Origin of the sequence: Nonomuraea purpurea (assembly GCF_042650645.1) — a bacterium.
Classification (GTDB): domain Bacteria; phylum Actinomycetota; class Actinomycetes; order Streptosporangiales; family Streptosporangiaceae; genus Nonomuraea; species Nonomuraea purpurea.
The window spans coordinates 1-11,869 of sequence record NZ_JBHSBI010000057.1; the positions used below are offsets into that span (position 1 = coordinate 1).

The following is an 11,869-nucleotide window of genomic DNA, read 5'->3' on the forward strand; positions in this document are numbered from 1 at the left end:
GGATCTCGTCGACGGCGGCGAACTGCCCGGTGAGGCTGATGGACTCCCGCACGTCCGCCGCCTGCGTGGCGACGTCGAAGCCGTTCACGCGGGCCGTGCCCGCGTCGGCCTTGAGCAGCGTGGACAGGATCTTCACCGCCGTGGTCTTGCCCGCGCCGTTCGAGCCGAGCAGGGCGAAGATGCTGCCCTGCGCCACGGCGAAGTCCACGCCGCGCAGCACGTGCAGATCCTTGTAGGACTTCTCCAGGGCTTGCACCTGGATCGCCTGGGCTTGCTGTGTCGTCATCAGTCCGTCCTGTCTTGTCGTCCGGTGTCTTCGCCGGCGGCGCGCGCGACGGCGCTGGTGAAGCGGTTACGCTCGCGGGTCCTGTACTGGCCGAGGGGGTAGTTGGCCATGAACGTCTCGACGAACTCCACGGGGTCTTCGCCGAAGAGGTCGCGGATGGGGGTTCCGTCAGCCGCGCTCTGTTCGAACAGCTCGGCCAGGTCTTCGTACATCGTCATCGCGCCGGCGCCGTCCGCCGGCCCGAAGTGCATCAGGTACCGTTCCAGCGCTTCGACTGCCGTGCGATAGTTCTCGGGAAGCTGCTTGATGCGCGCCTTGTACTGCCAGTAGCGCCGCTTGTCCTCAAGCGAGCCTGTGATCAGCTCCAGGTACCGCAGGTAGCGGCTCTTCGGCTCATTCGACCCTGTGGCCATGTCTACTTACCTCTCTCGCGGAGCTGTTCGAGCCTCTCGGCAAGGAAGCTCCAGGTCTTCCAGAACTCTTCGAGGTACTCCCGTCCCTGAGCGTTGAGGGAGTACACCTTGCGTGGCGGCCCCTTCTCGGACGGGACCTTCTCCACGTCGACCAGGCCGCGCTGCTCGATCCGGACCAGCAGCGCGTAAATGGTGCCTTCTGCGATATCGGAGAAGCCCTGATCCCGCAGCCACGCCGTGATCTCGTAGCCGTAGGCGGGCCGGGCGGACAGAATCGCCAGGACGATGCCTTCCAGCGTCCCCTTGAGCATCTCCGTCACCTGCTTGCCCATGGAACACGTCCTTCTCGGTACTCGGTGACGCTGACTACCGGTACAAAGTAACACTGACTACCGGTATTTAGCAACACCGAGTAGCTGGGGCTGTTCATGGCGTCCACCATCGCCGACCTCGGGCCGTTGCCGTGCTGACACCACACCGCGGCAGACCTGATCTCCGACGGCCTGGGACGTGGCGGTGCGCAGCTGACTTCTTCAGACCCCTGCACGTGGATCGCGGGGCCCGTCGTCACGGCTCGTGACGCGATCGAAAGCGTTGGTCAGCCGTTCCCGCTTACGGCTGGTGGTTCGGCGCGCTCAACGGTGTACGGGCCTCTGAAGGGCGACACTGTGCCCCGCCAGCCAAAGAAGACCCTGGATAGGGCGTAGTCGGGACAGGGTCGGAGTTTTGTTGTCGTGGTCGGCCTACCGGCCCCGGGGCTTGGGTGGCCGGGGTGATCTGGTCGGCGTTGGGCCCAGTATGGGCGTCGGCCAGGCCCGCAGGAGGCCGGCCAGGTGGTTAGCCACCAGCATTGCGGGCTGGAGAACCATCGTGACCTCCGTCCGCTTGGCCGGGGTCGGCGCAGAGTTGGGAGGTCAAGGCGGTGCGGGCCCACTCTTCCCACGTTTCAGGTGACCAGTCGCGGTCGCGGACGAAGATCAGGTAGAGCTCCGGGCTGAGCAGGCCGAACAACAGGTCCGCCGCCATCTCGACGGAGAGGCCGGGACGGGCGTCGGGCTTGCCGGCCAGGGCCTCGGCGTGAGCGCTCGGATCGCTTGTCCGGCCGCTTGACTCGATCCATGATGCGAGTATATCTCTAGAGACTGTCACTAGAGTTCAACTCTATTGGAGGAGACGATGAACCAGCCCAGCACCACCCAGCATCCGGAACCGGACCTGACCGCAACGCAGCGAGACCAGGAGGAGGAGTCCGTCCACCGCGCACTGGAGGGCTATTACCGCGCCGGCAAGCCGCCGTGGGACACCGGCGTGACACCGTCCGAGCTGGTCGCCCTGGTCGAGGGGCACAGCGCGCTGCCGCCCGGCCGCGCCCTCGAACTCGGCTGCGGCACGGGGACCAACGCCATCTACCTCGCACGGCACGGCTGGGAGGTGACGGCCGTCGACCTGATCGACCGCGCCGTCGACCAGGCCAGGGAGAAGGCCGAGGCGGCGGGAGCGGCGGTACGGCTGCTGCACGGAGACGCCACCCGCCTCGACGAACTGGACGCGCCGGGCCCCTTCGACCTGTTCTTCGACCTGAGCTGCTACTGCGGGGTCCCGCTGCATCGCCGCGACGCCTACGCCGCCGGGCTCACCCACCGCGCCGCTCCCGGAGCACGGCTGCTGATGTTCGGGTACGGCCCCGAGCCGCTCGGCAATCCGATGCCCGAGGTCACGTCGTGGGCGGCGGGCGTCACAGCCGACGAGCTCCGCGCCAGGTTCGCCGGCTGGGAACTACTCGACGTCACACCGGGCACCAACTCGGTGCCGACCTTCTGGTTCACGCTGCGCCGCGACGCCTAGCAATCTCCCGTAGCGGGTTTCTGTAGGTTTGTGGCAGGTTTCACGCCGCCCGAGCAAGTCGAGCTTGGGCGGCGTAGCGGTCAACGTGCCGGGTGATGGCTCTGAGCGCCGCTCGTAGTCCGGGTGGCGTTTGAGACTGATCGGTCGCGGTGAGTGCGGCCGGGGCTCCGGCGGCTGAACGGTGAGACCTTCGCCGCCTCAGCGGTGCTCGGCCTGGAGGGCTTCTCCCCTCTATGACACACTGGTAAATGCTCATTCAGGTTACATTAAGGATGATATCCTTCAATTCATCCAGAGTTTCGATTCGATGGCTGGCCTGTGAAAAGTCATGTGCTTTTGTAAAGTCGTTATAGACAACGACACAGTCAATACCGGCCGCCACGGCCGAGTTTAGCCCTCTGGATGAATCCTCTACAACCAGCGTCTCTTCTTTGGTGGCCCCGAGGCGCTTCAGGCCGGCCAGGTACGGTTCTGGGTGCGGCTTGCTGAGCTTGTAGTCTTCGCGAACAAGGACGAAATCCATGAACTGTCTGATTTGGCGCTTTTCATGGATAATTTCAAAATCCGCACGTTTTGCAGTCGTCACGATGGCCATGCGGACGTATTTTGACAGTTCGGCAAGAGCTTCAACGACGCCTTCAATCTCAATGGCTTCTGTTCTAAGATATTCCTGATAATAATCGTTGCGGACCTCACGCTGCCTGCTGATGGTCTGCTCATCAATGCCTGCCGCCCTGGCCTGGGCCCAAGTGCCCAATCCCTGGTTCATGTCCCGGAGGTACTGATCCTTGTCCAAAGTCAAACCAATGTCCGCCAGGGCGCGTTCTCCAGCTTTGTAATACCAGAATTCGGTATCCACCAGGACGCCATCATGATCGAAGAGTATGTACTTTTTCACTGTCTTGATTTTTTCCGATAGGGGGCTGCGGATTTGCCCAACGATACGGGGTCCCGGTAGCTCGTGCCGAAAAAACAACGCCGGCCCGCTTATTCCGTAATCCGGTGGCACCCGTAGAGCGCGCGCCGAGGCGTGGCCGTCCTTAATCGAGGTCGGACATGTCGAGCACGAAACGGTAGCGGACGTCGTTGCGGCGGAGGCGGTCGAGGGCCTCGTTCACCCGCGCGGAGGGGAGCAGTTCGATCTCGGCGGTGATGCCCTTGTCGGCGCAGAATTCCAGCATGGCGGCGGTCGCAGGACGGCCGCCGCTGCCTGCGGAGCTGAGCTTCTTGCGCCCCACGAGCAGGTCCATGGTTTCCACGGTGACCGATCCGAGATGTCCAAGGTGGCTGAGGGTGCCGTCCATGGCGACCAGTCGCAGATACGGGCCGAGGTCGTGCGGGGTGGAGATGGTGTCGATGACGACGTCGAACCCGTCTCGGGCCTTGGCCATCTGTTCCGGATCCGTGGACACGATGAACCCGTGAGCGCCGAAGCGGCGCGCGTCGTCGGCCTTGTCAGGTGAGCGGCTGATGACCGATGTCGTGGCGCCGAGAGCCACGGCCATCTTGACCGCGAGATGCCCCAGGCCGCCCATGCCTGCCACGGCGACACGGCTGCCGGGGCCCACCCCCAGAGTGTGCAGGGGTTCCCAGACGGTGATGCCGGCGCAGAGCAGCGGGGCGGCGCCGGCCGGGTCCAGTCCGTCGGGCAGCGGGTAGACGAACTGGTCGCGGACGACGTACTCGCGGGAGTACCCGCCCAGGGTGGTCGATCCGTCCTGCCGGTCGCTGCCGCCGTAGGTCAGGGTGGGGAAGGCATGACAGAAGTTCTCCTGGCCGGCCCGGCACATGGCGCACTGCCCGCATGAATCGATGATGTTGCCGACAGCGACCCGGTCTCCGGCGGAGAAGCGGGTGACCTCGGGCCCGGTCTCGGTTACCACGCCGGTGAACTCGTGCCCCGGCACCAAGGGATGCCCGGCTTTGCCGTCGTGGTCGCGAAGCGCGTGCATGTCACTGTGGCAGACGCCGCAGTAGTCGATCTGGACGGCGAGATCGTCGGGACGCAGGTCGCGACGCTGCAACAGTGCGCGCCGCAGAATCGCCGTCGCGCCTTCCGCCTGCCATCCGGTCGTGGTTCGCACGACGATTCTCCTTAAAACAGACTGTTCGGTTTATTGGATTGTAGGCACGGCGCCCCTGCTAGGCAAACCAACTGTTCTGTTTGATAGTGTCGTCGGCATGGCGGACCAGCCCCCGACCTCGCGCGGAGCCGCGACCTACCAGCGCATTCTTGATGCGGCGACCCGGGAATTCGCTCAGTACGGCATCGCCGGGGCGCGTATCGAGCGGATCGTGTCCGCTGCGAGCACCAACAAGGCCCAGCTCTACGCCTACTTCGGCAACAAGGACAAACTCTTCGACGCGATCTTCTTCGGCTCGCTGGAGCGGATCGTGAATGTCGTCCCGATCGAGGCCGCCGACCTCGCAGACTGGGCCGTACGCCTCTACGACGAGTACCTCCGCCGTCCCGACCTCATTCGGTTGGCCACCTGGGCGCGCTTGGAACGCCGGCCGAGCGGCCACCTCGTGGAGAACCGCGACCGGCTCGACGATCACAAGCTGCGCGCCATCGCCGAGGCCCAAGCCGCCGGGCGAGTGCGCCAGGGAGACCCGTTCGACGTGATGGCCATGGTCATCGCCATGTCCATGGCCTGGTCACCGGTCAGCAACGTCTATGCGGCGACTGCCGAGGAGCCCTCCGACGTCCACGAACAGCGCCGCGCCCTGCTCCGCGAATGTGTCCGGCACGCTGTCGCGGCCGATTGAGACTCCCGGAGCGGACGCGGACCAGCTTCATGGGGGAGTCTTGCAGGTCAGCCGGGCGCGATCAATGACCAGGCTTTCGCACAAGCAGCCTTGGTCTCGTGCCTGATGACAGACGGTCATCAGGTGCGTGGATCACCATCATTCGAGTCGGCGTGTGGCTGTCCGACACTGCGTGCGATCCGGCGTCGGCTGGTTGGCCAACAGGGGAAGGATCACGCGACGCAACTCGCTGATCATCTGCTCCAGCTCGCCACGGGTGAGCCAGATGGCGTGCCGCCGGTAGCCGACGAGGTCCGCTATCGGGTCGGCGTTCTCGCGGTCGAGGTAGGCGTTGAACTCGGCGACCAGGACGGCCATCGAAGTAGCGAAGACGCGCCGGTGGTCGTCGGGCGACAGGGCTGCGAGCGCGTCAGTGTCGACGACGGTGCGGTCGTGGCGGAGCCGGTAGCGGCGTTCCACTGGAAGTGCCGGTGGGGTGGAGTCAACGTCAAAAGTCCGTCCATCATCCAGGGCGCGGGCCCTACCAGGGGGACCGCGCCGTCATCGGCGAGTGCCCGAGCATGATCGAGGTCGTCTCATGCCGGTCAGTTCATTCGAGCCGCCACGCTCGCCGTCCACGGCCGGAGCTTGTCGGGGTTGCGTACCGCCCAGATGTGCTTGATCCGGTCGCCCGTGACCTCGAACGCGTACACCGACACGGTGACGCCGTCCTGCTGAGCGATCAGGCCGGGCCGGCCGTTGACCGTACACTCCAGGATCGTCAGGTTGCGGATCGTGCCCTCGAGCTGGACCAACGAGCGCACGATCCGCTCAGCGCCTTCGACCGGGCGCAGCGAGGTGCTGACCAGGCCGCCGCCGTCGCTGGTCACCGTGGCGTCGGGGGCCAGCAGGTCGATGAGGGCCTCAATGTCCTTGGCTTCCCACGCCTGCTTGAAGCCTCTGACGATCCGGGCCTGCCGGGATGCCGGCGTCGCGGGAGCCTGCGCGGCGCGGATGCGGCGGCGGGCCGATGAGGCCAGTTGGCGGCAGGCGGCCGGGGTGCGGCCGACGATGTCGGCCACTTCGGCGAAGGGGTAGCGGAAGACGTCGTGCAGGATGAACGCGACCCGCTCGGGCGGGGTCATCGATTCGAGCACGACGAGGAAGGCCATGTTGACCGACTCGTCGAGCGTGACGCGGTCCGCCAGGTCGGCCGGCCGGCTGCTGACCCACTCCGTGGGTTCGGGCAGCGGCTCGGGGATCCATTCGCCCACGTAGGTCTCTCGCCGGGCGCGTGCCGAGGAGAGCAGGTTGAGGCAGAGGCGGCCGGCGACCTTGGTCAACCAGGCGCCGGGGGATGCGATGGCGTCCTGCTGCTGCCGGGACATGCCGTACCAGCGGACGTGGGTCTCCTGCACGACATCTTCGGCGTCGGCCAGGGAGCCGATACGCCAGATTGATCAGCTGACGCCGCTCGCTCGTGATCGCGGTCAGGGTCGGATCGAGCCGGCCGCCTTCTGGCTCGGACTGGATGGTCATGGCGTCGTCGGCTCCCCTGGTCGCATATCACTTACCTGTTCGACAAGACAGCGCGGTGAAGTGTGAGGTCGGCACGTCCGCCTCACATTCCGGGGTGCTGTGTTGTCGAACTGGTGAGGCCAAACCCCCCTGCTGACATCGAGAAGGGAAATTTCGCCATGCCCATGCCCGAACGCCACACATCCCACAAGGTCGTCGTCATCGGCGGCGGTTACGCCGGCACGCTCGCGGCCAACCATCTGCGGATGCGCGACGACGTCGACATCACTTTGGTCAATCCCCGCCCGGAGTTCGTCGAACGAGTCCGGCTGCACCAGTTCGTGGCCGGCACCGGCGAGGCCACGGTGGACTACGGCACGCTGCTCGGTGAAGGCATCCAGTTAGTCGTCGACAATGCCACGCGCATCGACACCGCCACCCGCACGGTGCGGATGGCGTCGGGCCGCGCGCTGGACTACGACTATGTCATCTACGCGGTCGGCAGCACCGGCCCGGTGCCGTCGTCGGTGCCCGGCGCGGCCGAGTTCGCTGTCTCCATCGCTGAGTTCGAGTCCGCGCGGCGGCTGCGCGCCAGGCTGGACGAATTGCCTTCCGATGCTCCGGTGACCGTGGTCGGCGCCGGCTTGACCGGCATCGAGACGGCCGCCGAACTGGCCGAACAAGGACGCAGGGTCACGCTGGTGTGTGGCGGAATCCTGGCGCCGTCCGTGAGCGCGCCGGGTCGCCGATACGTCGCCAAGTGGCTGTCCCGGCACGGTGTCGCCGTGCTCGAGGCCAATGTGGTGACCGAGGTCCGGCCGGACGCGGTCGTCCTTGCCGACGGTGCGGTACGTGCGAGCGCACTGACCATCTGGGCGGCAGGTTTCGGTGTGCCGGAGTTGGCGTCCGCGAGCGGGCTGCGTACCGACGAGCTCGGCCGGCTGCTCACCGACGAGACGCTGACCAGCGTCGACGACGACCGCATCGTCGCGGCCGGAGACGCCGCCGCACCGTCGGGCCGGCCGCTGCGGATGAGCTGCTACGCCGCCGGGCCGTTGGGGGCGCAGGCCGCGAACACCGTGCTGAGCCGCATCGCGGGAACCGAACCGGTGGTGATCAGCGTGGCCTTCTCGGGGGCGTGTGTCAGCCTCGGCCGGCGCGCTGCCATGCGACAACTCGCCCGCAAGGACGACACCGCGGTGAACGTCTACGTCGGCGGACGCATCAGCGCGGCGTACAAGGAGCTGACGTGCAAGCTCGGGGTGTCGAAGATCCGCCGCGAGGCTCGCAAGCCGGGTTCCCTGCTCTGGCTCAAGGGCGGTCCACGTCCTGAGCAGCCGGCCTCCGCCCCGCCGGCGGTCACGTCGCCGTGACCGCCTAGCTGCGGGGCGCCCCCGTGTCGTCGTAGTGTCGCCGGGCCTGCTCGACGTGCTCGAGGTTGGTGGTGGCCCATTCGGCGAGGTGGGCGAAGAGGGGGGCGAGGCTGCGGCCGAGCTCGCTGATCTCGTATTCGACGCGCGGCGGCACCTCAGGATGGTAGGTGCGCACGACCAGGCCGTCGCGCTCCAGTTGACGCAGGCGCTGGGTGAGCACCTTGGGGGTGATTCCCTTGATGCGCCGCTCCAGCTCGACGAACCGCTGACGGCCGAAGGTGTGGAGCGACCAGAGGATGGGCGTGGTCCACCGGCTGAACACGATGTCCACGACCGGGGAGATCGGGCAGGCCAGTTCGGGGTCGCTCATGGCGTCGGCCGCCGGCCTCCTCGTCTCGGTTGCCATGGGTTTATCCCTCTGAGGTAGTTACTTTCCTGTAGGTACCTACTATACCGAGGCTGTTAGCGTCGCCGTCATCACGAGAACCACAGGAAAGACACGGGAGTCAATCATGATCGTGGTAACGGGTGCGACAGGGAACGTCGGTCGGTCGCTGGTGCAGGCCATGGCGGAGGCCGGGGAGCAGGTGACGGCGGTGTCGCGGGGGATAGCCCCGGTGGACCTGCCGAGCGGAACCAGACACGTGCGGGCCGACCTTGCCGCGCCGGAGACCTTGCGACCCGCCCTCGACGGCGCCGAGGCTTTGTTCCTGCACGACGGCGGCGCGGGCGGCCACGGACTCGACCCGAGAGCCATCCTGGACGTGACCAGGGCCGCCGGGGTCCGGCGCGTGGTGCTGCTCTCCTCGCAAGGCGTGGTGACCAGGCAGGAGTCGCCCTCGCACGGAGGCGTCATGCGGGCGATCGAGGAAGCGGTGCGCGAGTCGGGCCTGGCCTGGACGATCCTGCGGCCCGGCGGCTTCGCGTCCAACGCCTACGCCTGGGCGGAGTCGGTACGCGCCGAGCGGACCGTCGCCGCGCCGTTCGGTGACGTCGGGATCCCGGTGATCGATCCGGCGGACATCGCGGCGGTCGCGGCCGTGGCTCTGCGCAAGGACGAACACGCGGGTCATGCCTACGAGTTGAACGGGCCGGCTGCCATCACGCCCCGGCAGCAGGCCGAGGCGATCGGCGCGGCCCTCGGCGAGCCCGTGCGGTTCGTGGAGCTGACCCGGGCCGAAGCGCACGCGCGGATGTCCGCGTTCATGCCGGAGCCGGTCGTGGAGACCACGCTGGCCGTCCTGGGCACGCCCAGCGCTGCCGAGCTGCGGCTCAGCCCGGACGTCGAGCGCGTCCTGGGCCGCACGCCCCGCCCCTTCGCCGAGTGGGCCCGCCGCAACGTCGAAGCCTTCCGTTGAACACGCCTTCGGCGCCCCGGTCACGGGGCGGCCGGAGGCAGCGAGCTCGCTCCTCAGCCCTCCATCGGACAATCGGCAACATCTCGCTAAGTTCGACCCTGTTCTGGTCATGCGGGTCCTTTAGGATCTTTACCGAGCATGACCGCAAGAGCAAGGAGCAGGAATGACCGAGCAGGAGCGGGCTCCCGCGGGGATCGACCCGACCGTGCCGAGCGTGGCTCGGATGTATGACTATTTGCTGGGCGGCAAGGACAACTTCGCCGCCGACCGCCAGGCCGCGGCGCAGATCATGCAACTCTCGCCCAACGCGAAGGAGGTCGCGCAGGCCAACAGGGCGTTCTTGGGCCGTGCCGTACGCGCGGTGGCCGAGAGCGGGATCGGCCAGTTCCTCGACATAGGCACCGGCCTGCCGACCCAGGAGAACGTCCACCAGGTGGCACGGCGTTTCTCTCCCAGTTCCCGGGTGGTCTACGTCGACAATGATCCGATCGTTCTGGTGCACGCCCGCGCTCTGCTGGCGGAGAACGCGGACACCGTCGTGGTGGAGGGCGACATGCGCGAGCCCAAATCCGTCCTCAGCCACCCGGAGATCATGCGACACCTCGACTTCGAGCAGCCCCTGGCGGTGTTCCTGGTGGCGGTGTTGCACTTCATCCCCGATGACGACCAAGCTCAGAGCATCGTCCGCACCATTCGCGAAGCTCTGCCCTCCGGAAGCCACTTGATCATCTCCCACGTGACCGTGGGCGAACTCGACAGTGACGTGGTCGGCGAGGGCCGCGAGGTCTACCGCAGGACCAGCGCGGGTAACGTGGCCCCCCGCACTCGCGAGCAGATCGCCGGCTTCTTCGAGGGCCTGGAGATGATGGAGCCGGGCCTGGTGTCGACGACCGACTGGCGCACCGAAACCGCTCTTGATCCCTCGCTTGCCGGCCCGGGTGGAGTTGACATCCTCTGCGGCATCGGCCGGGTTCCCTGACGAGTGCTCAAACAACTTGACCCTGATTCAGTTGATCTTGTTCGATCGCGCTGTTAGAAAGCGGGAGGAGGACAAAACCAACCACAAGGTGAGGTGTCTCATGAAAGTGCGGACACGACTGACAGTGCTCGCTCTGACTGCGGCCATGAGCGCGGGGCTGTCCGGCTTAGCCGCGACCGTTGCCAACGCCTCGGCGGCCCAGCCCTGCGGTTACCAGGACGTCAACTACGTCCCCTTCTACTTCAACTGCAAGAACGAGCCCCGCGAGATCTTGATCTCTGAAACGATCAACGGGGAATCGACGACCCGCACCCTGTGTGTGCCGGCCAACTCGAGAACCCAGCTCAATTTGACCGTGTACTGGACGATCTGGGCCGTGGACAACGGCAAGACCTGCGAGCTGTGACGCGCCAAGCGTAACGTCGCGGCGACACTGAGCGCAGAACGAAAGCTGACCTGATCGGCGGGGCGCAGCAGGACGTTGCGCCCCGCCGCTGTGCTGAAGCGGGCGGAGATCGTCGCGGGCGCCGGGCACGGCCTGCCCCAGGAACAGCCGGAGCTGACCGTCGCAGATCCCGCGTCCCGTTCTGATGACCAGCCGGGACGACCTGCTCGGCCCCGCCCGCGCCCCCGTTGCGGGCGAGGCGGGCCCAGCTCTGGATGTCCCGCGCAGCGGCAGAACCAGGGCACCCGGTCCGGCAGTGCATGGTCGGAGCGTATTCGGGCGGGGCGGGACCCCTCCCGGGCTGACCGGACGCGGGCAGCCGACGCCAGTGAACCGTGGGAAGCCGAACTACTCCGCCCTGCCGCGGGTGCCGGAATACGGTGGAAACGGGCCGCGGGACGGCATAACCGCAGTTCAGCGTTGAGCCGGCGCTTCGTACGCAGTGGAGCGACCGATCTTGAGCGTGCGGGCGGCCTCAGTGACCGAGTCACCGTCGGCGCCTAAGGGGCTGGGGAACCTGCGGACAGCGGTTACCCCTGAAGATGATCTTGGTCGTGGGTATGGGTGATCCGTCGGTTCATCGCCCGGCGGTTCAGCGTCGTTGGGCGGCGCGGATCTCGGCGTCGGCGACCTTGTCGTCCAGCAGCGCGTACATCTGGCTGGTTTCGATGGAGGCGTGGCTGAGACGGCGGCGGACGGCCTCGATGGAAACGCCGGCGTTGATGAGTTCGGTGGCGTGGGCGTGGCGCAGCTTGTCGATCTGCCGTGGATGAACCAAGAACAACCATGCCCAAGACGTTCTGTTCGGCTCCATCATCTTCCGCCTCGTCAGTGGCCACACCCCCCTCACGCCCACCGAGGCGGAGGCCATCGCGAAGGCCTCCTCACCAGCCGGCTGGCGACA

Annotated in this window: 15 protein-coding genes; 6 read left to right on the forward strand and 9 right to left on the reverse strand. The window is 66.7% G+C overall.

Annotation, left to right across the window (positions count from 1 at the left end; all coding sequences use genetic code 11):
* From ACFOY2_RS53440 to ACFOY2_RS53450, 3 genes are all read right to left on the reverse strand, one after another.
* A partial coding sequence (locus tag ACFOY2_RS53440) for an ATP-binding cassette domain-containing protein (protein WP_379535892.1) occupies positions 1-286 on the reverse strand: 286 nt, incomplete at its 3' end.
* Positions 286-699 carry a DUF1048 domain-containing protein gene (locus ACFOY2_RS53445; RefSeq protein WP_379535893.1) on the reverse strand — a complete coding sequence of 138 codons (414 nt, stop codon included), beginning with the start codon at positions 697-699 and terminating at the stop codon, positions 286-288. The genes ACFOY2_RS53440 and ACFOY2_RS53445, both read right to left, overlap by 1 nt.
* 2 nt (positions 700-701) lie before the next feature.
* On the reverse strand, positions 702-1,031 hold the full coding sequence (locus tag ACFOY2_RS53450; RefSeq protein WP_379535894.1) for a PadR family transcriptional regulator: 330 nt from the start codon (positions 1,029-1,031) through the stop codon (positions 702-704).
* A gap of 844 nt (positions 1,032-1,875) precedes the next feature.
* Between ACFOY2_RS53450 and ACFOY2_RS53455 the strand changes: the two genes are divergently transcribed.
* Positions 1,876-2,544 carry a class I SAM-dependent methyltransferase gene (locus ACFOY2_RS53455; RefSeq protein WP_379535895.1) on the forward strand — a complete coding sequence of 223 codons (669 nt, stop codon included), beginning with the start codon at positions 1,876-1,878 and terminating at the stop codon, positions 2,542-2,544.
* Between the two features lie 256 nt (positions 2,545-2,800).
* Here ACFOY2_RS53455 and ACFOY2_RS53460 read toward each other — a convergent pair whose 3' ends face one another.
* Complete coding sequence (locus ACFOY2_RS53460; protein WP_379535896.1) at positions 2,801-3,442, reverse strand: HAD family hydrolase; 642 nt, start codon at positions 3,440-3,442, stop codon at positions 2,801-2,803.
* 142 nt (positions 3,443-3,584) lie between these two features.
* The gene (locus tag ACFOY2_RS53465) at positions 3,585-4,628 is read right to left on the reverse strand and encodes an NAD(P)-dependent alcohol dehydrogenase (protein ID WP_379535897.1); all 1,044 of its coding nucleotides are present in this window, start codon (positions 4,626-4,628) and stop codon (positions 3,585-3,587) included.
* A 97-nt stretch (positions 4,629-4,725) separates the two neighbouring features.
* On the opposite strand from ACFOY2_RS53465, the gene ACFOY2_RS53470 reads away from it, so the two are divergent.
* Positions 4,726-5,313 (forward strand): TetR family transcriptional regulator, encoded by a 588-nt coding sequence (locus tag ACFOY2_RS53470; protein ID WP_379535898.1) that lies wholly within the window; start codon positions 4,726-4,728, stop codon positions 5,311-5,313.
* A 138-nt stretch (positions 5,314-5,451) separates the two neighbouring features.
* Here the strand turns inward: ACFOY2_RS53470 and ACFOY2_RS53475 are convergent, their stop codons facing one another.
* Positions 5,452-5,772: a hypothetical protein gene (locus ACFOY2_RS53475; RefSeq protein ID WP_379535899.1), complete on the reverse strand. Its 321-nt coding sequence runs from the start codon at positions 5,770-5,772 to the stop codon at positions 5,452-5,454.
* Between the two features lie 125 nt (positions 5,773-5,897).
* Positions 5,898-6,710, reverse strand: a complete 813-nt coding sequence (locus ACFOY2_RS53480; protein WP_379535900.1) for a sigma factor-like helix-turn-helix DNA-binding protein — start codon at positions 6,708-6,710, stop codon at positions 5,898-5,900.
* A gap of 279 nt (positions 6,711-6,989) precedes the next feature.
* On the opposite strand from ACFOY2_RS53480, the gene ACFOY2_RS53485 reads away from it, so the two are divergent.
* A complete protein-coding gene (locus ACFOY2_RS53485; RefSeq protein WP_379535901.1) occupies positions 6,990-8,183 on the forward strand; it encodes an NAD(P)/FAD-dependent oxidoreductase in 1,194 nt (397 codons plus the stop codon).
* A gap of 4 nt (positions 8,184-8,187) precedes the next feature.
* On the opposite strand, the gene ACFOY2_RS53490 is transcribed toward ACFOY2_RS53485, so the two are convergent.
* A complete protein-coding gene (locus ACFOY2_RS53490; protein WP_379535902.1) occupies positions 8,188-8,589 on the reverse strand; it encodes a winged helix-turn-helix transcriptional regulator in 402 nt (133 codons plus the stop codon).
* A gap of 106 nt (positions 8,590-8,695) precedes the next feature.
* Between ACFOY2_RS53490 and ACFOY2_RS53495 the strand changes: the two genes are divergently transcribed.
* The 3 genes from ACFOY2_RS53495 to ACFOY2_RS53505 all read left to right on the forward strand — a co-directional run bounded on the left by ACFOY2_RS53495 (position 8,696) and on the right by ACFOY2_RS53505 (position 10,926).
* Positions 8,696-9,541 carry an NAD(P)H-binding protein gene (locus ACFOY2_RS53495; protein WP_379535903.1) on the forward strand — a complete coding sequence of 282 codons (846 nt, stop codon included), beginning with the start codon at positions 8,696-8,698 and terminating at the stop codon, positions 9,539-9,541.
* A gap of 163 nt (positions 9,542-9,704) precedes the next feature.
* Positions 9,705-10,520: an SAM-dependent methyltransferase gene (locus ACFOY2_RS53500; RefSeq protein WP_379535904.1), complete on the forward strand. Its 816-nt coding sequence runs from the start codon at positions 9,705-9,707 to the stop codon at positions 10,518-10,520.
* A 100-nt stretch (positions 10,521-10,620) separates the two neighbouring features.
* Positions 10,621-10,926, forward strand: coding sequence for a hypothetical protein (locus ACFOY2_RS53505; RefSeq protein WP_379535905.1), 306 nt, complete (start codon positions 10,621-10,623; stop codon positions 10,924-10,926).
* A 631-nt stretch (positions 10,927-11,557) separates the two neighbouring features.
* On the opposite strand, the gene ACFOY2_RS53510 is transcribed toward ACFOY2_RS53505, so the two are convergent.
* A complete protein-coding gene (locus ACFOY2_RS53510) occupies positions 11,558-11,743 on the reverse strand; it encodes a tyrosine-type recombinase/integrase (RefSeq protein WP_379535906.1) in 186 nt (61 codons plus the stop codon).
* Between the last annotated feature and the right edge of the window lie 126 nt (positions 11,744-11,869).